Origin of the sequence: Streptomyces sp. NPDC090445, assembly GCF_044769385.1 — a bacterium.
GTDB lineage: Bacteria > Actinomycetota > Actinomycetes > Streptomycetales > Streptomycetaceae > Streptomyces.
This window is the reverse complement of sequence record NZ_JBIVXV010000001.1, coordinates 386,597-407,542: the sequence shown is the minus strand read 5'-3', so window position 1 is coordinate 407,542 and position 20,946 is coordinate 386,597. Positions and strand designations below refer to the sequence as shown.

The following is a 20,946-nucleotide window of genomic DNA, read 5'->3' as shown; positions in this document are numbered from 1 at the left end:
CTCAGTGCTTGAGGATCTTGGAGAGGAAGTCCCTGGCGCGGTCGCTCGCGGGGGCGGTGAAGAACTCCTCCGGTGAGCGGTCCTCGACGATCGTGCCGTCGGCCATGAAGACGACGCGGTTGGCGGCGGAGCGGGCGAAGCCCATCTCGTGGGTGACCACGACCATGGTCATCCCCTCCGCCGCCAGCTGCCGCATGACCTCCAGCACCTCGTTGATCATCTCCGGGTCGAGGGCGGAGGTCGGCTCGTCGAAGAGGAGCGCCTTGGGGTCCATGGCCAGGGCGCGGGCGATGGCCACCCGCTGCTGCTGGCCGCCCGAGAGCTGGGCGGGGAACTTCGCGGCCTGGTCGGCGAGGCCGACGCGCTCCAGCAGCTCCCGGGAGCGCCGGTCGGCCTCCGCCCTGCCGCGCTTCCTGACCTTGACCTGCGCGAGCGAGACGTTGGCGAGGACGGTCTTGTGCGCGAAGAGGTTGAAGGCCTGGAAGACCATCCCCACCTCGGCGCGGAGCGCGGCCAGGTCCTTGCCCTCGGCGGGCAGCGGCCGGCCGTCGAGGGTGATCGTGCCCGACTCGACGGTCTCCAGCCGGTTGATGGTCCGGCACAGGGTGGATTTCCCGGAGCCGGACGGGCCGATGACCACCACCACCTCCCCGCGGCCGACGGTGAGGTTGATGTCCTTCAGGACGTGCAGCTGCCCATAGTGCTTGTTCACGTTGCGCAGCTCGATCAGCGGTTCGACGGCCATGTCTGCCCTGCCCCCTCTTTGTCGGTGTGCCGGGGCCAGGATCGACCATCGGGGCGGGGAGTGCACGTCACCCGTCAACACGCCGGTCCTCGGGGCGGGTGTGATGCCGGCCGTGGCGATGCCCCGTTCGTCGTCCTCGGTGGGCGAGTGGGTCCCGAAGACGATGCCGACGGCCGTCCGGGCTCCGGTCTAGAGGCCTTCGGAGGCTTCCGCGTAGGCCTGGGAGAGTTCGGGGGATCCGGTCATCGCCCAGGACACCCCGGACTCCACCACGTTCAGCTCCCGGCCGGAGGCCAGCAGGATCACCGGCTGCCCGTCCGGGCGCACCTGCCAGCTCGCGCCCGGGCGGGTCCGGATGATCACCGTGCCGAGGTAGAGGCCCGCGTCGTTGCCGAGCCACGGCACGATCTCGGGGTCCCGCCGCCAGCGCGGCATCAGCTGGTCCAGGGCCGCCAAGGAGGCCGGGGTCTCGTCGAGTTCGAGTCCGGCTGCGCGGGCGTGGACGCGCAGCATCTCGCACTCCGAGAACAACTCGCTGACGCCTTCGGGGTCCTGCGTGAGGGCGGCGGCGAGTCCCGCACCCCGTTCCGTGTCGTTCCGGTTGAGCCAGTGGTCCAGGAAGGGGATGTTCATGCCGTCCAGCCTGGCACCACGGCGCCCTGCCGGCCACAGGGCGCGCCTGGATCCGGCGTTACGCGTCGAGGTCGAGGTCCACGACGACGGGGGCGTGGTCGGAGGCGCCCTTGCCCTTGCGCTCCTCGCGGTCCACGTAGGCGTCCTTGACGGCCTTGGCGAAGGGCTCGTTCCCGTACACGAGGTCGATGCGCATGCCGCGGTTCTTGGGGAAGCAGAGCTGGCGGTAGTCCCAGTACGTGTACGGGCGGTCGTACTTGAGCGGGCGGGGCACCACGTCCGACAGGCCGGCGGCGCGCAGCGCCGCCAGGGCGGCCCGCTCGGCGGGGGTGACGTGGGTGAGGCCGGCGAAGGCCGCCACGTCGTAGACGTCCTCGTCGGTGGGGGCCACGTTGTAGTCGCCGAGCACGGCGAAGGGGTGGGGGCCGGCGGCGTCCTCGGCGACGGCGTCCTTCAGCGCGCGGAACCAGTCCAGCTTGTAGCCGTAGTGGTCGTGCTCGACCTCGCGGCCGTTGGGCACGTACACCGACCACAGGCGGACGCCGCCGCAGGTCGCGGAGATCGCCCGGGGCTCCTGCACGCCCTCGTAGTCGGGCCCGCCGGGCAGGCCCGCGACCACGTCCTCCAGGCCGACCCGGGAGACCAGGGCGACGCCGTTCCACCGGCCGGTGGCGTTGACGGCCGCCTCGTACCCCAGCTCGCGCAGCTCGTCGAAGGGGAACTGCTCGGCGGTGCACTTGGTCTCCTGGACGCAGAGCACATCGGTGCCGGAGGACTCCAGCCAGGCCAGCAGCCGCGGCAGCCGGGCGGTGATCGAGTTGACGTTGAAGGTGGCGATACGCATACCAGACAACCTACCGCCCGGCGCCGACAGCCGGCCGCTGCCGCGAGAGCGGCGGTCAGAGGGCGGCGGTCTCCCCCGCGGCCATCCGGCTGTGCGGTGCTCCGCCCAGGTTGCCCAGGGCCGTGTCGTAGATGGGCCGGGCGATGTCGGAGAGGTAGGCGTCGTGGATGTCGATGGCGCGGACCGGCTTGACCTCGCGGACGTAGTCGATCACTTCGGCGACCTTGTTCCACGGGGCGTGGACGGGGAGCATCAGCGTCTCCACCGGCATGCCGGGGACGGTCAGCGCGTCGCCGGGGTGGAAGAGGGAGCCGTCGACGAGGTAGCCGACGTTGGTGACGCGGGGGATGTCCGGGTGGACGACGGCGTGGAGCTCGCCGTGGACCTGGACGTCGAAGCCGGCCGCGGTGAAGGCGTCGCCGTTGCCGACGGTGTGGACGCGGCCGGGGTAGGCGGGCGCCAGCCGCTCCGCGACGCTGTGCAGGGTCCACAGTCCGGCGGCGGGGTTGGCGTCGAGGGCGGCCCGCAGGCGGCCCTCGTCGAAGTGGTCGGGGTGCTCGTGGGTGACGAGCAGGGCGTCGGCCCCGAGGCCCGCGTCGGGCTCGCTGAAGGCGCCGGGGTCGATGACGAGCACGCGCCCGTCCTTCTCCAGCTGGACGCAGGAGTGCAGCCGCTTGGTGAGCTTCATGATCCCAGGCTAGCCGCCCGCCCCCGCCGGGCCGGGCGGTTACGGGACGGCGGTGGAGACCACGTAGACGCGGGGCTTGGCCGGGTCGGTGAGGTCGACGGTGACGTCGCGGGTGGGGCGCGGTTCGGGCTGCTCCAGGGTGATCCCGTACCAGCGGTTGCCGGGGCCCCAGCTCCAGCCGGCGACGGCGGCGTCGTGCGCGGAGATGGAGACCTCGGGGGTCAGCGCGGAGCGGCTGGTGCCGAGGCTCGCGAGGAAGGCGTCCAGCTCGGCCGGGGTGACGGCGAACTGCACGTACAGCCGGCTGGTGTGCCAGTTGTTGGTCTCCAGGAAGCCCACCCGCCAGGCCTTGAGCGGGATGGGGACGTCGTAGATGCTGCGCTGCACCCGGGAGGGCCAGCCGGGGCGCACCTTGGTCGCGCCGACCTTGGCGGCCTTGTCGCGGCCGCTGGCGCGGCTCTGCTGGGCGGACACGGCGAGGTAGCCGGCGGGCACGCCGATCAGCAGCAGGATGATGATGGCCGTGATCCAGCGGCGGCGGACGACGTGCCTGCGGTCCTCGGCCGGGGTCGGCGCGGCCGGTACCGCGGCCTCGTCGGGGGCGGGAGCCTGGCGGGGCAGGGTGGGGGGTGTCACTGCTTTTCCTGGTCCTCGGGGCGGGGGGTGGCGCGCCGGCCGAGCTGTGCGTAGCGCTCGTACCGCTCGACGCGGCGGCGCGTGGCGCGGCGGAAGCGGCGGGCGACGAGCCGGGCGAGGTCGGCGGCGCCGACCATGCCGGCGTCGGGCCCGAGCTCGGCCTTGGTGATGCGGGCCTCGGGCCGGTAGCCGCGGCCGGTGAGGTGGCGTCGGAAGGCGTCCCGGGCGGGGCCGATCAGCAGGTCGTCGGCGGCGCTGACGCCGCCGCCGATGACGAAGCAGGAGGGGTCGAGGGCGGCGGCGAGGTTGGCGATGCCCACCCCGAGCCACTGGCCGATGTCCTGGAGCAGCTCGACGCACATGGCGTCGCCCTCGCGGGCGAGCTCGGTGATCAGCGGCCCGGTGATCTCGGGGATGTTGCCGCCGACGCGGGCGATGATGTTGTGGGCGACCGGGGAGTCGGCGGCGGCCAGCTCGCGGGCCTCGCGCACCAGGGCGTTGCCGGAGCTGTACTGCTCCCAGCAGCCGCGGTTGCCGCAGGGGCAGCGGTGGCCGCCGGGGACGACCTGCATGTGGCCGAACTCGCCGGCGACGCCGTACCGGCCCCGCTTGACCTGGCCGCCCTCCAGGATGGCGCCGCCGATGCCGGTGCCGAGGGTGATCATGACGAGGTGGTCCTCGCCGCGGCCGGCGCCGAAGCGCCATTCCGCCCAGGCGGCGGTGTTGGCGTCGTTGTCGACCATGACGGGGACGACGAGGCGGGACTGCAGGGCGTCGCGCAGCGGTTCGTCGCGCCAGGCCAGGTGGGGGGCGAAGAGGACGCGGGAGCGGTCGGCGTCGACCCAGCCGGCCGCCCCGATGCCCACGGCGTGGACGTCGTGCCGGTCGGACAGGTCGAGGACGAGCTCGACGATGGTGTCCTCGACGACCTTGGGGCTCTTGGACTTGTCGGGGGTCTCGGTGCGGATCTTCTCCAGGATCACGCCGTCGGCGTCGACGACACCGGCCATGACCTTGGTGCCGCCGATGTCGATGCCGACGGTGGGGACGCGCGGGGCGGTCAGGTGCGACCGGCGCTCACGGGTCCCGATGGTCCGCAGGACGGTGCCCCGCGCCGACCCCCGGTGGGAGAGCGTGAAGTCCCGGTACGTGCTCATCGAGTCGTGTCGTCCCTCAGGGTGCGGTGGTGCCGGTGCCGTGTGCGGTGCCGTCCGCGGCGGCGTCGGATGCGGTGGCGCCGTCTGCAGTGGCGCCGTCTGCGGCGGTGCCGGATGCGGGGTGCCGGTCCGATTCTGCCACTCGCTCCAGCTCGTGGCTCAGCTCGTCCAGCTCGGAGCCGCCGGCCATCTGCCGGGTGAGTTCGTCGAGGGTGATCGAGTCGCGGGTGTGGCTGCCTGCCATGGCACCGCGCTTGAGCAGGACGAAGCGGTCGCCGACCAGGTGGGCGTGGTGCGGGTTGTGGGTGATGAGGACCACGCCGAGGCCGGCGTCGCGGGCGGCCGCCACGTACTTGAGGACCACCCCGGACTGCTTGACGCCGAGGGCGGCGGTGGGCTCGTCGAGTACGAGGACCTTCGCGCCGAAGTGGACGGCGCGGGCGATGGCCACGCACTGCCGTTCGCCGCCGGACAGGGTGCCGATCGGCTGGTCGACGTCGCGCAGGTCGATGCCCATGCGCAGCAGCTCGGCGCGGGTGGTCTCGCGCATGAGGTCCACGTCGAGGCGGCGGAAGGGGCCGCGGCCCCGGGTGGGCTCGGAGCCGAGGAAGAAGTTCCGCCAGACGGGCATGAGCGGGACGACGGCGAGGTCCTGGTAGACGGTGGCGATGCCGAGGTCGAGGGCGGCGCGCGGGTTGGCGAGGACGGTCTCCTCGCCCTCGATCTCGAAGGTGCCCGCGTCGTGCCGGTGCAGCCCCGCGATGATCTTGATGAGGGTGGACTTGCCGGCGCCGTTGTCGCCGAGGACGCAGGTGATCTCGCCGGCGGAGACCTCCAGGGAGACGTCCCGGAGGGCGCGGATGGTGCCGTAGTGCTTGCTGACGCCGGTCAGCTTCACGAGGGGCGTGCCCGTCGGGGTGCCGGTCGGGGTGCCGGTGTTCGTGTGTGGCGTGCTCATGCCCGTGCCTCCGCCCGCTTGCGGACCCATGCGTTGAGCAGCACGGCCAGCAGCAGCATCGCGCCCAGGAAGAACTTGAACCAGTCCGGGTTCCACTGGGCGTACACGATGCCGTTGCTGGTCATGCCGAAGATGAAGGCGCCGACGGCCGCGCCGATCGCGGAGCCGTAGCCGCCGGTCAGCAGGCAGCCGCCGATGACGGCCGCGATGATGTACAGGAGCTCGTTGCCGACGCCCTCGCCGGACTGGACGACGTCGTACGAGAAGAGGATGTGCTGCCCGGAGATCCAGGCGCACAGGGCGACGCCCATGTAGAGGCCGATCCGGGTCTTCACGACGGGGACGCCGACGGCGCGGGCCGCGTCCGACGACCCGCCGACCGCGAAGATCCAGTTCCCGGCCCGGGTGCGCAGCAGGATCCAGGTGGCGACGGCGACCAGGGCGATCCACCACAGGATGGTGACCTTGAGGGTGACCTCGCCGACGGTCCACTGGGAGGCGAAGAGCGCGCGGGCGGAGGGGAAGCCCTCCATGTCGGAGATGCCCTTGGTGGAGACGGTGCCGCTGATCAGCTTGGTGAAGCCGAGGTTGAGGCCGGTCAGCATCAGGAAGGTGCCGAGCGTGATGATGAAGCTCGGCAGCTTCGTCCGGGTCAGCATGAACCCGTTGAAGAAGCCGATGGCGAGGGTGACCAGCAGGGACACCGCGACGCCGACCCACACGTTGGCGGTCATCTGGTAGCTGAACATCGAGCTGACCAGGGCCGCGGTGGTGACCATGACGCCGGCGGAGAGGTCGAACTCGCCGCCGATCATCAGCAGCGCCACCGGGACCGCCATGATCCCGATGGTGGAGGCCGCGTACAGGATCGTGCTGAGGCTGGAGGCCTGCAGGAAGCTGGGGGCGGCGAAGGAGAAGAAGACGAAGACGGCGACGGCGCCGACGACCGCGCCCAGCTCGGGGCGGCCGAGCAGGCGGCGCAGCAGGGAGGAGGGCGCGAGCCGCTCGTCGCCGGAGCCGCCCGGGGCCGGCGCCGGGCCGGGGGCCGGGGTGGGCGCGAGCGCGGTCATCGGCTGCCCCGCTTGATGTACTCCTCCAGCTTGGCGGCTTCGGCGCCGGTCACGATCTGCGGTCCGGTGAGCACCGGGCGGCCGCCGCCGAGCACGTCCGCGTTGTAGCGGTAGAGCCAGAGCAGGTCGACGGCCTCGTAGCCCTGGAGGTAGGGCTGCTGGTCGACGGCGAAGCCGAGGGCCCCGGACTTGAGGTCGCGGGCGACGGACTCGTTCAGGTCGAAGGTGTCCACCTCCGCCTTGCTGCCCGCGGCCTGCTTGGCCTTGACGGCGGTCGGCGCGAAGGGCGCGCCGAGGGTGAGGATCGCGTCGACGGACGGGTCTGCCTGGAGCTTCGCCTGGACGGCGGCCTGGACGGAGGGCATGTTGGTGCCCTCGACGTACAGGTTCTCCATGGTGCCGCCGAAGGTCTTCTTCGCTCCGGCGCAGCGCTGCTCGTGGCCGACGTTGCCCTGCTCGTGCAGGACGCAGACGGCCTTGGTGCGGCCGCGCTTGGTCAGCTCGGTGCCGACGGCCTCGCCGGCGACCTGCTCGTCCTGGCCGATGTGGGTCAGGGCGCCGTACTCCGCGGACTGCGCGGAGCCGGAGTTGACGGTGATCACCGGGATGCCGGCCTTGACGGCCTTGCCGATCACGTCCTTGAGGGCCTCGGGCTTGGCGAGGCTCACGATGATGCCGTCGGCCTTCTGGTCGATGGCGTTCTGCACGAACTGGGCCTGCTGCTGCGCCTGGTCGTCGTGGGCGTAGACGAAGTTGATGTTGTCCTTGGCGGCGGCCTCCTTGGCGCCCTTCTGGACGATGTCCCAGAAGGTGTCGCCGTCGCCCGCGTGGGTGATCATCGCGAAGGTCCAGCGGGGCGTGGACACGGCCGGCCGGCCCGCCGCGGCGGCCTTCGCCCGCTCCTCGGCGCGTTTGCCGCCCGTGCTGCTGCAGCCCACGAGGGAGGCCCCCAGTACCGCCGCGAGCACGGCGCCCACGACGCGTACCCCTGTCCCTGTCCTGGCCACGTCTGCGTGCCCTTCCCTCGTGCCGTGCTCGTCCGCGCTCTGTTCCGCTGCGCGCTGCTCTTCTGCGTCCGTCGATATCAAAGCGGTCATTCCGGTTTCAGCCGCCCAGTATCCGCCACAGTGGCGCATGTGAGGTCATCGGGGGCTTCCCGGCGTCCCCGCACCCTCCGGCCGCCGTCATGCGGATTGACAGCCTCCGCCCGGCGGTCCAGGTTGAGTGCATGCGCATCGGGCTGATCGGAACAGGGCGGATCGGCTCCTTCCATGCGGCGGCACTCGCCCGCCACCCGGACGCCGGCTCGCTGCTGCTCGCCGACGCCGATCCCGCGCGTGCCGCACGGCTCGCCGACCGGCTGGGAGCCACGGCCGCGCCCTCCGTGGACCAGGTCTTCGCCTGGGGCGTGGACGCCGTCGTCGTGGCCTGCTCCACCGACGCACACGCCGAGCTGGTGCTGCGGGCCGTCCGCGGCGGGCTGCCCGTCTTCTGCGAGAAGCCGCTGGCCGCCGACCTGGCCCGGACCCTGGCGGTGCTCCGCGAGGTGGCCGCCGCGGACGGGGTGCTCCAGCTGGGCTTCATGCGCCGCTTCGACGCCGGCTACCGGACCGCGCGGGAGCTGGTGCGCTCCGGGGCGCTGGGCCGGCTGCACACCGTACGGACGATGACCGCCGATCCGTCGCCGCCGCCCGCCGCCTACCTGGCCACGTCCGGGGGCCTGTACCGGGACTGCCTGGTGCACGACTTCGACATGGTCCGCTGGGTGACCGGCCGGGAGGTGGCGGAGGTGTACGCGACCGCCTCGGACGCGGGCCCGCCGCGGTTCCGCGAGGTGGGCGACGTGGACACGGCGGCGGCCCTGCTGACGCTGGACGACTCCACCCTGGTGACCTGTACGGGCACGCGGTGCAACGGGGCCGGGTACGACGTGCGGATGGAGCTGGCCGGGGACCTCGACCAGGTCTCCTCCGGGCTGGACGACCGTACGCCGATCGCCTCGACCGAGCCGCACGGCCCGCCCCCGGCCCCCAAGCCGTGGACGGGCTTCCTGGAGCGGTTCGCCCCGGCGTACGAGGCCGAGCTCGCGGCGTTCGTCCGGCTGGTCCGCGGCGAGGGGCCCAACCCCTGCGACGGCCGGGAGGCGCTGGCCGCGCTGCGGGTGGCGGAGGCCTGCGAGCTGTCGCGGCGGGAGCGGCGCCGGGTGGCCATGGCGGAGCTGCCGGACCTGTGAACACCGGACCCGGGGCGGCCGGACCCGGGGCGGCCGGACCCGTGAACGCCGGACCCGTGGCGGCCGGATCCGTGAACGCCGGATCCGTGAACGCCGGACCTGGGACGGCCGGACCCGTGGCGGCCGGACCTGTGCGGGCATGGGCTGCGGCTACCAGCGCACCGGCAGCCGGGTCACGCCCCGCATCAGGCTGCCGCCGATCCAGGCCGGCGGACCGGCGTCGGGGTCCTCGGCCAGGCCGGGGAGGCGTTCCAGCAGGCCGCGGATGGCGATGCGGCCCTCCATCCGGGCCAGCGGGGCGCCGAGGCAGAAGTGCAGGCCGTGGCCGAAGGCGAGGTGGCCCTGCGGGGCGCGCCGGATGTCGAAGGCGTCGGGGTCGGGGAAGCGGCCCGGGTCGCGGTCGGCGGCGGCCAGCGAGACGAGGACGGTGGCCCCGGCCGGGATGGTGGTGCCGCCGAGCTCCACGTCCCGGCGGGCGTAGCGGAAGGTGGCGTTCTGGACGGGGCCGTCGTAGCGGAGCATCTCCTCGACCGCCCCGTCGAGGAGGCCGTCCCAGTCGGCGCGCAGGTCGGCGAGCTGGGCGGGGTGGGCGAGCAGGGCGCGGACGCCGTTGGCGACGAGGTGGACGGTGGTCTCGTGGCCGGCGATCAGCAGCAGGAAGGCCATGCCGATCAGCTCGTCCGGGGAGAGCGAGTCGCCGTCCTCGTCCCGGGTCCGGATCAGGGCGCTGAGCAGGTCCTCCCCAGGCTCCTTGGCCTTGCTCGCGACGAGCTCGGCGAGGTACAGGCTCAGCTCGCTGTGGGCCCGGGTGGCGGGGGTGTCGCCGGAGGGGGCGACGACCTCCTTGGACCAGTAGGAGAAGCGGGCCCGGTCCAGGTCGGGGACGCCGAGCAGCTCGCAGATCACCGTCATGGGCAGCGGGAAGGCGACCGCCTCGACGAGGTCGGCGGTGCGCTGCGGGCGGGCGGCCATCGCGTCGATCAGCTCGTCGGTGACCTGCTGGACGCGGGGGCGCAGCGCCTCGACGCGGCGGGCGGTGAACTCGCGGGCGACCAGGCGGCGCAGCCGGGTGTGCCGGGGCGGGTCGGACTCCAGCATGTTGAGGTTGGCCGCGGTGCGGGCCACGTCCGGCAGGCTGCTGCTCCAGTCCTTCGACAGGTCCGGGTGGTTCAGGGCCTGCCGGGCCTCCTCGTGGCCGACGACGATCCAGCCGGGCTCGTACGCGGACGCCGAGACCCCGACGGGATGGACGGGGCCGGCGGCCCGCAGCCCGGCGTAGAAGGAGTACGGATCGGCCTGGAAGTCCGGGGAGTTCCCGCTGATGTCCGGTTGAGGCATGTGGCCACCCTACGGCGGCAGTTGATCCCCTGGCCCGGCGCTTTCCGGCCACTCCGCGGGCCCGGCGGAAGCCGGTGCAGGCGGCCGCGGGCCCTGCGGCGGCCGCTTCAGGCCGCGGGCCCGGCGGCGCGGCGGCCCCAGGCGGTGCCGGCCAGGATCAGGGCGGCGCCCGCGAGGCCGGCCGGGCCGAGGTGCTCGCCGCCGAGCGCGATCCCGGCGACGGCCGCCCACAGCGGCTCGGTGCCCAGCAGCAGGCTCACGCGGGAGGGCGAGGTACGGCGTACGGCCCACATCTGCACGAAGAACGCGAACAGGGTGCAGCAGACGGAGAGGAAGGCGAGTCCGGCCCATTCGGCGGGGCCGAAGGCGGCGGCCGCCGCCCAGGGCGTGGCGCCGGTGCCGGGCACGGCGGCCAGGACCGCGAAGACCAGGACGGCGGAGCCGAGCTGGACGGTGGTCAGGGACAGCGAGTCGGCGTCCCGCACCGCCGCCATCCGGGCCGTGAGCAGCACGTTCACGGTTCGGGCGAGGGCCGCCCCGAGGATCAGCAGGTCGCCGAGGCCGGGCGCGGTGAACCCGGCCCCCTGCGTGAGCAGCACGACCCCGGCGACGGACAGGCCCGCGGCGGCGAGGAACGCCCCGGACGGGGCGCGGCGCCGGAGGGCGGCCTCGGCAAGCGGGGTGAAGATCATGGTGAGGCTGATGATCAGCCCGGCGTTGGTGGCCGAGGTGTGGACGACGCCGTACGTCTCCAGGACGAAGATCCCGCCGAGGACGAGGCCCAGCAGGCCCGCGCCGCGCAACTGGCGGCCGGCGAGGGTGCGCAGCCGACGCCATCCGGCGACGACGAGCACGGGCAGGACGAGGGCGAACCGCAGCACGAGCACGGCGATCACGGTGTCGGCGGCGGTGATGTTCTTCGCGGCGAGGTAACTGCCGCCCCACACCACGGCGACGGCCAGCACGGGCAGGTCCGCGAGACGGGCGAGACGGGCGGCACGGCCGGCGGGGGCGGCAGCGGCGGCGGGGCGGTCGAGGAGGGGGGACGAGGTCACCGGGGCGCGTCTCCAACGGCTGGTGGCGGGTGGAGACTTCGGCGGCTCGCACGGGGGCGGCCCCACCGTACCGGAGCCCGATCTTCCCGGTCGATGGCATTCCGGAGGGACGGGCTTCCCGCCCCTGCCGCTTCCCCCCTCCCCTCTCCCTCATCCCCCTCCTCCCCTCCCCCGTCGCGCTGTCACGCTGTCACGCTGTCACGCGAAGCTGCCGAAGGTGGCGCGGCCCTTCGGCCGGTAGGAGTGGATGGCGATGCCGTTCGGAGTCGTGCGCGAGAAGGCCAGCTCGCAGGCCGTCGGCAGCCCGCCGGTCGGGAACAGCCGCTGTCCGCCGCCCAGGTAGACGGGGAACACCATCAGGTGCATCTCGTCCACCAGGTCCCGCGCCAGCAGCCACTGGGCGAGCAGCCCGCTGCCGTGGACCTGGAGCTCCCGGCCCTCCCCCAGGGCGTCCTTGACGCGCACGATGTCGCTCTGCATCTCCTCCCCGTCGATGACGGTGGTCCCGGCCCACTCCGGGTCCTTGAGGGTGGTCGAGGCCACGTACTTCGGCAGGTTGTTCAGCCGGCTCGCGATCTTGTCCTCCGGGTCGGTCTTCTGCGGCCAGTACGCGGCGAAGATCTCGTACGTACGGCGCCCGAGCAGGAACGCCCCGGCCCGGTCGAAGTTCTCGTCGATGAACTCGCCCGTGGCGTCGTCGAAGAAGGGCACCACCCAGCCGCCGCACGCGAAGCCGCCCCTGCGGTCCTCGTCCGGCCCGCCGGGGGCCTGCATCACGCCGTCGAGGGTGAGGAAGGTGGTGAGGGTCAGCTTGCCCATGGCTCTGCGCTCCTGGATCTCGGTCGGTTGCGGCTGCCGCCGTTGCACCGGTTCAGACTCCCGCTCCGCCCTGGACTCATCGCCGCGGCGCGCACGGACTCCCGTCGGATTCCCGCCGCCGCCCGCCGCTTAAGCTCTCTCGTTGATCAACTCATCTGTTGATCGGCAGACTGCAGGGGGAGATGACCCATGAAGAGCGCGGCCGAGGTGTTCCAGCCGCTCGAAGCGGACGATCCGCAGGTGGTGGCCGGCTACCGGCTCGCGGCCCGGCTGGGCGCGGGCGGCATGGGTCGGGTCTACCTGTCGCACACCCAGGGCGGCCGCCCGGTGGCGATCAAGGTGGTGCGGCCGGAGCTGGCCGGGGACTCCGCCTTCCGTCGGCGTTTCCACCGGGAGGTGGAGGCGGCGCGTCGGGTGCGGGGCGCGTACACCGCCGAACTGATCGACGCCGACGCCGAGGGCACGCCGCCCTGGCTGGCCACGCTGTACGTGCCCGGGCCCTCGCTCGCCGAGGCCGTCGCCCGGCGCGGGCCGCTGCCGGTGCCGGCCGTGCTCTGGCTGGTGGCCGGCGTGGCGGAGGCACTGCAGGTCATCCACGACGCGGGGATCGTGCACCGCGACATGAAGCCGTCGAACGTGCTGCTGGCCGGCGACGGGCCGCGTGTGATCGACTTCGGCATCTCGCTGGCCTCGGGCGTCACCCGGCACACGACCACCGGCGCGGCCATCGGCACGCCGACCTACATGGCCCCCGAGCAGGCGTCCGGGGACGAGGTGACGGCGGCCACCGATGTGTTCGCGCTGGGGCAGACGGCGGCGTTCGCGGCCCTGGGGCGGCCGCTGTACGGGGACGGCCCCTCGCTGAGCGTGCTGTACCGGATCGTGAACGAGGCGCCTGACCTGGAGGAGCTGCCGGAGGCGCTGCAGCCGCTGATCGGCCGCTGTCTGGCCGCCGATCCGGCGGACCGGGCCACCCCGGCGGAGATCGTGGAGTGGTGCCGGAAGCTGCTGGGCACGGACGCGGACGAGGGCGCCGGCCCGGCCGTGTGGCGGGAGGTCACGGGCCCGGAGGTGGAGGTCCCGGCTCCGGTGGCGGACCCCACCCCGGTCCGTACGCTGTCGGCCCCGCCCTCGCCCTGGGCGCCGCCGCAGGTGACGGCGGCACCGGCCGGGCCGGAGGAGGAAAAGGCCCGCCGCCGGCGCAGGGCGCTGATCGCGGGCGTGGCCGTGGTCAGCGCGGTGGCGCTGGGCGCGGGGACCTGGACGATCTCGAACGCCCTGGACGGGTCCCGCGGCCGGTCCTCGGCCGGGGCGGCACCGGACGGTGCGAAGCCGCGCGCCTCGGCATCAGGCGGCCCGTCGTCCGGCGCGCCCGGAACGACGGCGGGCCCCGCCAAGGGCAGCGGAAGCACCGCCGCGGACGGCACGACGTCGGGGTCGTCGCAGCCCCAGGCGAACAAGTCCGGGCCGCCGAAGCCGACCGTGCACACCTTTCAGTGGCTGGACGACAAGACGTCGCTGAATCTCAAGGCGCCGACGCGGCAGGAGAACACCAAGGGCGACATCCGCTTCAGTTGCAGCGATCTCAGTGCGTGCGAGTTGGAGAGCGACACGAGCGTGCTGGTCCCGTACGTCCTGGGGCCGGGGGCCGATCTGGAGAAGTGTCGCTTCCTCCTCGGCGCCGCGAGCTCCCGCACGCTGTCGCTGACCACGGTGGCGGCCGGCAGCGAGATCTGCGTGAAGCACTCCTCGGGGGACATCGCGCTGCTCGTGGTGCAGGTGAAGTCGACGGCGGCGGTGCCGCGGGTACCCGGCTTCCTCACCGCGGACATGACGGTCTGGCCGGCCTCCTGAGGGTGCCCCGGCCGCTCCCGGAACGCGAGGTCGGATTCCCGCCAGCGCCGGCCTCGACGCCCCGGTTCCATAGGACTCGTTGAACAGGCAACCAACAACGAGGAGGGGCCATGAACGGCAGGACCGCTGTGGTCACGGGCGGCAGCCGGGGCATCGGCGCGGCGATCGCGCTGCGGCTGGCCGAGGAGGGCGCGGACGTCGCGATCACCTACGCCGGGAACGAACAGGGGGCGGCCGAGGTGGTGCGGCGGATCGAGGCGCTCGGGCGCCGGGGGTACGCCGTACGCGCCGATGCCGGGGACGCGGGCGAGGCGGCGGGCGCCGTCGAGTGGGCCGCCGACACCCTCGGCCGGCTCGACGTCCTGGTCAACAACGCGGGCATCGGGGTGCTCGGCCCGCTGAACGCGCTGACCCTGGCCGAGGTGGACCGGGTGCTCGCGGTCAACGTGCGCGGGGTCTTCCTGGCCGCGCAGGCCGCGGCCGACCGGATGGGCGAGGGCGGCCGGATCATCACCATCGGCAGCTGCATGGCCCGCCGGGTCCCGGGCCCGGGCGGCACCCTGTACACGATGAGCAAGGCGGCGCTGTCCGGCCTGAACCGGGCGCTGGCCCGCGAGCTCGGCGGGCGCGGCATCACGGCGAACCTCGTGGAGCCCGGGCCGGTGGACACCGACATGAACCCGGCCGACGGCCCGATGGCCGAGGCACAGGCCGACATGACGGCGCTGGGGCGGTTCGGCCGGCCCGAGGAGGTCGCGGCGGTGGTCGCGTTCCTGGCGGGCGAGCAGGCCGCGTACGTGACCGGCGCCGAGTTCTCCGTGGACGGCGGCCACGCGGCATAGTCGGGCGACCGGTCCGACACGGAGCAGGAGCAGGTCGAACACCGGGCCGTCGGGGGTGTTGCGGTACGGGCCGGCGTACTCGAAGCCCAGCCTGGAGTGGAGCCGGCGGCCACGGTCGTTGGTGGGCAGGGCGAGCAGGGCGGGGACCCGGCCCGGTCCGTGGGCGCGGATCACCGCGTCCGTGCTGGTGCCGGGGTGGTCGACTTCTCCTCCTGGCTGCTGGCCGTGGTGGTGCGGTACGCGTCGAGCCGCTCGCTGACGGCCGCGACGGCGGTGTGCCGCTGCAGGGCCTCCCCGTCCCATCGCCGACGCAATCGGCGTCCCCCTCTCGCACCTGGTACGCGAGTAGCCCCGGCCGGGGGCGAAGGGGTGAGGCCGGGGCTCAGAGGCGCGCGATGCCGGCGACGAGCAGGCCGAGGATCGCGAGCAGGACGACGACGTACAGGACTTCGAGGACGCGCCGGGTCACGACGCGCTCGCCTCGGCCGCGTGCTCCAGCGCGCGCATCAGCTGCCGGATGATCCTGGCGAGGCCGCGGGCGTGGTTCCAGTCCGCGTGGGGGCCGGACCCCAGGGGGCCGACCGCCGTGAAGTACTCCCATTCGGCGAGGGCCTCGAACGCCCCGGCGGGGCGCAGCCGCGAAGGTGTCCCGGAGAGGGCGTCGTGGAGCTTCTGCCCGCAGGTGATCAGGTCGTCGGTGAGCGCCGCGACGCCCTCCGGGCCGGGGCGTTCCCCGTACGGGGCGATCGCCCGGGCGATCAGGGCGGCCGCTTCCACGTGATCCTGCGGCATGCTCATGCCGGTGCTCCCTACCATCGTCAGCGGGTGGTGGCCCGAGACTCCCTGACCCTGCGTCTACATCCGATACACGCCCTGTATCGGACAGGCGTATCGTGCGGGCCATGAGTGGTCGGGAACTCTGGACCCAACCGCGGTTACGCGCGGCATGGGCACGTCAGGACTGGGCACAAATCCTCCGCGAGTACCGGCGCGCCGCCGGCATCTCTCAGCGTGGGCTGGAGGCCGTCATAGGGCTGCCGCAGCCTCATATCTCCGCGATCGAATCCGGGCGCCGACGGGTCACCTCGGCGGACGTGATCGCTCGCCTGACCGAAGGATTATCCGTGCCACCCGAACTCAGAGGCCTGCCCTCCGCCCCCGACCCTGACGGCTGGGGGCCACCGGCAGAGCTGCGGGAGCGGATCGCCCACGGGCACGCCACCGGCCGCACGGACCTGCGCACCGCGGACTGGATCGGCCGAGTACTCGCCCAGCACCGGCGCGCCGAGGACGAGATCGGTGGCCGGGACCTGTGGCCCGTCGTTCGCTCCCAACTCGATTCCGTCACCCGGCTGATCCCCGGCACCAGCGGCAAGGCCGCGGACCGGCTGATGCTCCTCGCCGCCGAGCACGCGCACTGGCTCTCGTGGGTCGCGCACAGCGAAGGCCGGACCGGCGCCGCGCTCGCCTGGCTCGACCTGGCCCTCGGCTGGGCGATGGACGGCAGCCACCAGGACATGACGAGCTGGGTGCATCGCGTCCGGTCCTACTACGCGTTGCAGCACGGCGACCCGCGGAGGGCCGAGCGCACTGCGCAGGCTGGCCGCACGGGCCAGCCGTCGCCGGCGGCGGCGGCCGCGGCCGCGCACCAAGAGGCGATGGCCGCGGCCGCACTCGGCGACCGGGACCGCGCCCTGCGCCTGTCCGACGAGGCCGTACGGCTGGCCGCGCGGGTGCCCGACGAGGCGGACCGGCCGGGCTGGCTGTACTGGCTCGACCCGACGAGGGCCCGCCTGGAGGCCGCATCAGCGGCGGCCGCATGCCAGGACTGGGCAGCCGCCGCGGCCGGGTTCCGGGAGGCCCTACCGGAGTTGACCGGGTACCCGCGGGACCACGCCCACTACCGGGCCCGGATGGAGGACGCGGAGCGGCGCCTCAGCCGGGCATGAGCTCCATACGCAGTACGACCGGCCGGGCGCCGGCCGGGATCCGGGGCGTGAGCGCCTCGCGCACCTGCGGGATCGGCGACCCGTACGTGATGAGGAGCCCGTTCGGCAGGATCCCGCCCGGTACCGGGTCGGGTAGCTCTACGCTCTCGGTGCGCCGTTCTAAGTCGCTGGGTTCGTAGTCATCCGGGCCGAGACCGGCCGGGACGATCGCGTAGGTGATCTCATAGAGAGCCATGCCGGGATCGTAGCCGCGCGGCCTGAACTGCGGGGCGCCCACCGGGTGTCGGGCCACGGTGAGCGCACAGCCAGGGTAGCGGCGGCCTGACTCCGGACGCGCGAAAGCACCCCCTCCCGCCCGAAGGCGAGAAGGGGCAGCGCTGTGAGTCTTACGCGGGTCGGCGTCGGCCGCCCCGCTCCCCGGATCAGCCGCCGAGTTCCTGGTGGCGGGTGGTGAGGGCGGTGGTGCCGGTTTCCGTCAGGGAGCCGTACAGGCGCAGGCGGGAGAAGCCGCCGTCCGGGTAGATGTCGATGCGGACGTGGGTGCCGACCGCCGGGGTGTCCAGCACGAAGCGGTGGTTGGTGTCGGGCTGCAGGCGGGTGCGGGGGAGGAATTCCCGCCACTCGCCGTCCTCGCCCGTCCGGACCGACAGGGAGGCCCAGCCGGCCGAGTTGCCCTTGAGGCAGGCGGTGTCGATCTCGACGGCACGGATCTCCGACTCGGCGACGAGCCGGTAGCGGATCCAGTCGTTGCCGTTGTCGCGGCGGCGGGCGGTCTCCCAGCCGTCGTCCATCTTGCGGGAGCGGCCCGGGTTGATGGTGTTGGCCGGCGGGGAGTAGAAGCGGTTGGACGCGTCCTCGACGGCGCCGCCGTTCTCCAGGGCCACGACGTCGAAGGAGCCGAGGGCCCGGAGCCACTCCGGGTCCGGGAGGACCTCGCCGAAGACGCGGAGGCGGGCGATGCCGCCGTCCGGGTGCTGGTTGACGCGCAGGTGCGTGAAGCGTTGTTCGGCGTTCACCTCGAAGCCGTTGGCGGCGTGGCCGCCGACCGGGGTGCGCGGGACGAGGGTGGTCCACTTGACGTCGTCGCCGAGGAGTTCCCCGGGGGTGGGGGCGAGCGCGCCCTCCCAGTCGGTGCCCTCGACGGAGACGGCCTGCGGCATGTTGCCGCGGAAGTGGGCGGTGTCGACGACGATGCCGCGGATCACGCCGGGCGCGCCGAGGCGTACGAGGGCCCAGTCGTGGTCCTCGGCGGTGGGCCAGGGCTGCTCGGCGGAGACGCCGCGGCGGCGGCGGGTCTCCCAGCCGTCCATGACCTTGCCCTTGTGCCCGAAGTCCTCGGGGTCGAAGTGGGCGGCCTCGGAGACCAGCAGGTTCTCGCGCTGGGCGAAGAACTCGTCGTTGGCGGCGATGACACCGGCGCCCAGCTCGCGGGCGGCGAGGTTCGCGTACCGGGTGAACGGGAACTCGGCCGTGCGGTAGTCGGCGTACGGGTCGCCGCCCCCGTACGGGTTCGCGTTGCCGGTGAAGGAAGGGATCGCTGCCACGGTCAGTTCTGCCTTTCGAGGAGGAGGCCGGTGGGCTCGGACGGGGTGCCGTGGTCGGCGATCTGCCGCCCGCGCAGCCAGGTGGACTTCACGACGCCGTACAGGGTCCTGCCCGCGTACGCCGTGACCTGGTTGCGGTGGTGGAGCTGGGCCGGGTCCACGGTGAACGTTTCTTCGGGGGCCAGGACCGCGAAGTCGGCGTCGCGGCCGGCCTCGATGGCGCCCTTGCGGTCCAGGCCCGCGAGGCGGGCGGGGGCGGCGGACATCCAGCGGACCACGTCTTCGAGGGTGCGGCCGCGCCTGCGGGCCTCGGTCCAGATGGCGGGCAGGCCCAGCTGGAGGGAGGAGATGCCGCCCCAGGCGGTGGAGAAGTCGGCGGTCTTGAGGTCCGCGGTGGAGGGCGAGTGGTCGGAGACGATGCAGTCGATGGTGCCGTCGGCGAGGGCGTCCCACAGCAGGTCCTGGTTGGCGGCCTCGCGGATGGGCGGGCAGCACTTGAACTCGCTGGCGCCGTCGGGCACTTCCTCGGCCGTCAGGGTCAGGTAGTGCGGGCAGGACTCGACGGTGACCGCCACGCCCTCGGCCTTGGCGGCGGCGATCAGCGGGAGCGCGTCGGCGGAGGACAGGTGCAGGACGTGGACGCGGGCGTTCAGCCGGCGGGCCTGGGCGATCAGGTTCCCGATCGCCGTGTTCTCGGCGTCGCGCGGGCGGGAGGCGAGGAAGTCGGCGTACTTCGGGCCGGGTACGACGGGCGCGGAGTCGAGGTGGTGGGGGTCCTCGGCGTGGACGATCATCAGCCCGCCGAAGCCGCTGATCTCGGCGAGGGAGGCGGCCAGCCGGTCCTGGTCGAGGTGCGGGAACTCGTCGACGCCGGACGGGGAGAGGAAGCATTTGAAGCCGAAGACGCCGGCGTCGTGCAGCGGGTGCAGGTCCTTGACGTTGTCGGGCAGGGCGCCGCCCCAGAAGCCGACGTCCACGTGGGCCTTCTCGCGGGCCACGGCCTGCTTGGTGCGCAGGTGGTCGACCGTGGTGGTCGGCGGCAGCGAGTTCAGCGGCATGTCGAGGATCGTGGTGATGCCGCCGGCCGCGGCGGCGCGGGTGGCCGTCCAGAAGCCCTCCCACTCGGTGCGGCCCGGGTCGTTCACGTGGACGTGGGTGTCGACCAGGCCGGGGAGCAGGACGTCGTCGCCGAAGTCCTCGACGCGGGCGCCGGCCGGGGCCTCGGCGTCGTACGGCAGGACGGCGAGGATCTTCCCGGCGGCGACGGCGACCGCGGCGGCGCGCGTCCCCTCGGGGGTGATGACGCGAGTCGAGCGCAATACCAGTTCCACGTCGTCGGACACGCCGGAACCTCCCCATCTACTTCCACAGAGCGAAATTCAACGTTCTGTTGACGGAGTCTTCATGCCGATCCGGGGCCCAGTCAAGAGCGTCCGGACGGTGCACCGACACCCCGGGGCCACAGTTGGATGTTTCCACAGCATGGAATGAGGATTTCGCCATCCAGAATGCAGCTATCGCCCGGGCAGGCCGGACCGGTAACTTCCCGGACACCTCCGCCACCCGGACGGACCCGCCCTGACCGGCGGCGACGGCACCGCCCCGACCCTGGGGCCGATGCCGTCCGACCGGTAGGCTGCTTCCTTGCCCGCCTGCACCGAAAGGACCGCGCCGTGCCGACGTCCAGCGCCAGCACCACCGACGCCGCTTCCGCCAAGCCCACCGCCGGCAGCGGTGGCGTCCAGTCCCTGGAGCGCGCCTTCGATCTGCTCGAACGCATGGCCGACGCGGGTGGCGAGGTCGGCCTCAGCGAGCTGTCCACCGCCAGCGGCCTGCCGCTCCCGACGATCCACCGTCTCATGCGGACGCTCGTCGCGTGCGGCTACGTCCGGCAGCAGCCCAACCGGCGGTACGCCCTCGGCCCCCGCCTGATCCGCCTCGGCGAGTCCGCGTCCCGCCTGCTGGGCACCTGGGCGCGGCCGTACCTCGCCCGGCTCGTCGAGGAGACCGGCGAGACCGCCAACATGGCCCTGCTCGACGGGGACGAGATCGTCTACGTCGCCCAGGTGCCCTCCAAGCACTCCATGCGCATGTTCACGGAGGTGGGCCGCCGGGTGCTGCCGCACTCCACCGGCGTCGGCAAGGCCCTGCTCGCCCACACCCCGGCCGACGAGGTACGGGCCCTGCTCGCGCGCACCGGCATGCCGGCCGCGACCGAGAAGACCATCACCACCCCCGAGGGCTTCCTGGAGGCCCTGGAGCAGGTCCGCAAGCTGGGCTACGCGGTCGACGACAACGAGCAGGAGATAGGAGTCCGCTGCCTGGCCGTGTCGGTGCCGAATTCGCCGACCGCCGCCGCGATCTCCATCTCGGGCCCGGCCGGGCGCGTCACCGAGGACCTGACCGCGTCGATCGTGCCGATCCTGCAGAACGCGGCGGCCGAGCTGTCCGTGGCCCTGCAGAGCCAGAACCCCGCCTGACCTCAGAATCCAGCCCCTCACAGCGGGGCCGTTCGCAGCCGGGAGCGGCAGAATCCAGCCCCGCCGGCACCAGAATCCAGCCCCGCCGGCGTTTGAGGCGC

Annotated in this window: 22 protein-coding genes; 5 read left to right on the top strand and 17 right to left on the bottom strand. The window is 73.3% G+C overall.

Annotated elements, in window-relative coordinates:
* Position 1: 1 nt before the first annotated feature.
* From ACIQUT_RS01855 to ACIQUT_RS01815, 9 genes are all read right to left on the bottom strand, one after another.
* Entirely contained in the window at positions 2–745 is a 744-nt protein-coding gene (locus ACIQUT_RS01855) for an amino acid ABC transporter ATP-binding protein (RefSeq protein WP_403558147.1), read from the bottom strand.
* A gap of 189 nt (positions 746–934) precedes the next feature.
* Positions 935–1,378 carry a DUF6278 family protein gene (locus ACIQUT_RS01850; RefSeq protein ID WP_403558145.1) on the bottom strand — a complete coding sequence of 148 codons (444 nt, stop codon included), beginning with the start codon at positions 1,376–1,378 and terminating at the stop codon, positions 935–937.
* A 58-nt stretch (positions 1,379–1,436) separates the two neighbouring features.
* Entirely contained in the window at positions 1,437–2,222 is a 786-nt protein-coding gene (locus ACIQUT_RS01845; protein WP_403558143.1) for an exodeoxyribonuclease III, read from the bottom strand.
* Between the two features lie 55 nt (positions 2,223–2,277).
* Positions 2,278–2,910 carry an MBL fold metallo-hydrolase gene (locus tag ACIQUT_RS01840; protein WP_403558142.1) on the bottom strand — a complete coding sequence of 211 codons (633 nt, stop codon included), beginning with the start codon at positions 2,908–2,910 and terminating at the stop codon, positions 2,278–2,280.
* A 39-nt stretch (positions 2,911–2,949) separates the two neighbouring features.
* Positions 2,950–3,546, bottom strand: a complete 597-nt coding sequence (locus ACIQUT_RS01835) for a hypothetical protein (RefSeq protein WP_403558140.1) — start codon at positions 3,544–3,546, stop codon at positions 2,950–2,952.
* The gene (locus ACIQUT_RS01830; protein ID WP_403558139.1) at positions 3,543–4,703 is read right to left on the bottom strand and encodes an ROK family glucokinase; all 1,161 of its coding nucleotides are present in this window, start codon (positions 4,701–4,703) and stop codon (positions 3,543–3,545) included. The genes ACIQUT_RS01835 and ACIQUT_RS01830 overlap by 4 nt, the downstream gene beginning before the upstream one ends.
* A gap of 16 nt (positions 4,704–4,719) precedes the next feature.
* Positions 4,720–5,661 carry an ATP-binding cassette domain-containing protein gene (locus ACIQUT_RS01825; RefSeq protein ID WP_403558137.1) on the bottom strand — a complete coding sequence of 314 codons (942 nt, stop codon included), beginning with the start codon at positions 5,659–5,661 and terminating at the stop codon, positions 4,720–4,722.
* Positions 5,658–6,731 (bottom strand): ABC transporter permease, encoded by a 1,074-nt coding sequence (locus ACIQUT_RS01820; protein ID WP_403558135.1) that lies wholly within the window; start codon positions 6,729–6,731, stop codon positions 5,658–5,660. The genes ACIQUT_RS01825 and ACIQUT_RS01820 overlap by 4 nt, the downstream gene beginning before the upstream one ends.
* A complete protein-coding gene (locus tag ACIQUT_RS01815) occupies positions 6,728–7,708 on the bottom strand; it encodes a sugar ABC transporter substrate-binding protein (RefSeq protein ID WP_403558133.1) in 981 nt (326 codons plus the stop codon). Before ACIQUT_RS01815 ends, ACIQUT_RS01820 begins: the two co-directional genes overlap by 4 nt.
* 251 nt (positions 7,709–7,959) lie before the next feature.
* On the opposite strand from ACIQUT_RS01815, the gene ACIQUT_RS01810 reads away from it, so the two are divergent.
* A complete protein-coding gene (locus ACIQUT_RS01810; RefSeq protein WP_403558131.1) occupies positions 7,960–8,964 on the top strand; it encodes a Gfo/Idh/MocA family oxidoreductase in 1,005 nt (334 codons plus the stop codon).
* A 150-nt stretch (positions 8,965–9,114) separates the two neighbouring features.
* On the opposite strand, the gene ACIQUT_RS01805 is transcribed toward ACIQUT_RS01810, so the two are convergent.
* From ACIQUT_RS01805 to ACIQUT_RS01795, 3 genes are all read right to left on the bottom strand, one after another.
* Positions 9,115–10,302 carry a cytochrome P450 gene (locus tag ACIQUT_RS01805; RefSeq protein ID WP_403558129.1) on the bottom strand — a complete coding sequence of 396 codons (1,188 nt, stop codon included), beginning with the start codon at positions 10,300–10,302 and terminating at the stop codon, positions 9,115–9,117.
* Between the two features lie 107 nt (positions 10,303–10,409).
* Entirely contained in the window at positions 10,410–11,357 is a 948-nt protein-coding gene (locus ACIQUT_RS01800) for a DMT family transporter (protein ID WP_403558127.1), read from the bottom strand.
* A 198-nt stretch (positions 11,358–11,555) separates the two neighbouring features.
* On the bottom strand, positions 11,556–12,176 hold the full coding sequence (locus ACIQUT_RS01795; protein WP_403558125.1) for a dihydrofolate reductase family protein: 621 nt from the start codon (positions 12,174–12,176) through the stop codon (positions 11,556–11,558).
* A gap of 189 nt (positions 12,177–12,365) precedes the next feature.
* On the opposite strand from ACIQUT_RS01795, the gene ACIQUT_RS01790 reads away from it, so the two are divergent.
* Both ACIQUT_RS01790 and ACIQUT_RS01785 read left to right on the top strand, forming a co-directional pair.
* Complete coding sequence (locus ACIQUT_RS01790; RefSeq protein WP_403558123.1) at positions 12,366–14,030, top strand: serine/threonine-protein kinase; 1,665 nt, start codon at positions 12,366–12,368, stop codon at positions 14,028–14,030.
* 110 nt (positions 14,031–14,140) lie between these two features.
* The gene (locus ACIQUT_RS01785; RefSeq protein ID WP_403558121.1) at positions 14,141–14,872 is read left to right on the top strand and encodes an SDR family oxidoreductase; all 732 of its coding nucleotides are present in this window, start codon (positions 14,141–14,143) and stop codon (positions 14,870–14,872) included.
* 170 nt (positions 14,873–15,042) lie between these two features.
* Here ACIQUT_RS01785 and ACIQUT_RS01780 read toward each other — a convergent pair whose 3' ends face one another.
* Both ACIQUT_RS01780 and ACIQUT_RS01775 read right to left on the bottom strand, forming a co-directional pair.
* Positions 15,043–15,186: a hypothetical protein gene (locus ACIQUT_RS01780; protein ID WP_403558120.1), complete on the bottom strand. Its 144-nt coding sequence runs from the start codon at positions 15,184–15,186 to the stop codon at positions 15,043–15,045.
* Positions 15,187–15,337: 151 nt separating this feature from the next.
* On the bottom strand, positions 15,338–15,670 hold the full coding sequence (locus ACIQUT_RS01775) for a DUF6415 family natural product biosynthesis protein (RefSeq protein ID WP_403558118.1): 333 nt from the start codon (positions 15,668–15,670) through the stop codon (positions 15,338–15,340).
* A 104-nt stretch (positions 15,671–15,774) separates the two neighbouring features.
* On the opposite strand from ACIQUT_RS01775, the gene ACIQUT_RS01770 reads away from it, so the two are divergent.
* Positions 15,775–16,821, top strand: coding sequence for a helix-turn-helix domain-containing protein (locus ACIQUT_RS01770; protein ID WP_403558116.1), 1,047 nt, complete (start codon positions 15,775–15,777; stop codon positions 16,819–16,821).
* Here the strand turns inward: ACIQUT_RS01770 and ACIQUT_RS01765 are convergent.
* The 3 genes from ACIQUT_RS01765 to allB form a co-directional block, all read right to left on the bottom strand.
* Positions 16,808–17,056, bottom strand: a complete 249-nt coding sequence (locus tag ACIQUT_RS01765) for a hypothetical protein (protein WP_403558114.1) — start codon at positions 17,054–17,056, stop codon at positions 16,808–16,810. The two genes, ACIQUT_RS01770 and ACIQUT_RS01765, sit on opposite strands and share 14 nt — an antisense overlap.
* A gap of 187 nt (positions 17,057–17,243) precedes the next feature.
* Positions 17,244–18,365 carry an allantoicase gene (gene alc / locus ACIQUT_RS01760; RefSeq protein WP_403558112.1) on the bottom strand — a complete coding sequence of 374 codons (1,122 nt, stop codon included), beginning with the start codon at positions 18,363–18,365 and terminating at the stop codon, positions 17,244–17,246.
* Positions 18,366–18,367: 2 nt separating this feature from the next.
* The gene (gene allB, locus ACIQUT_RS01755) at positions 18,368–19,708 is read right to left on the bottom strand and encodes an allantoinase AllB (RefSeq protein WP_403558110.1); all 1,341 of its coding nucleotides are present in this window, start codon (positions 19,706–19,708) and stop codon (positions 18,368–18,370) included.
* A 330-nt stretch (positions 19,709–20,038) separates the two neighbouring features.
* Here allB and ACIQUT_RS01750 point away from each other — a divergent pair, with 330 nt between their 5' ends.
* A complete protein-coding gene (locus ACIQUT_RS01750) occupies positions 20,039–20,845 on the top strand; it encodes an IclR family transcriptional regulator (protein ID WP_403558108.1) in 807 nt (268 codons plus the stop codon).
* Positions 20,846–20,946 lie beyond the last annotated feature (101 nt).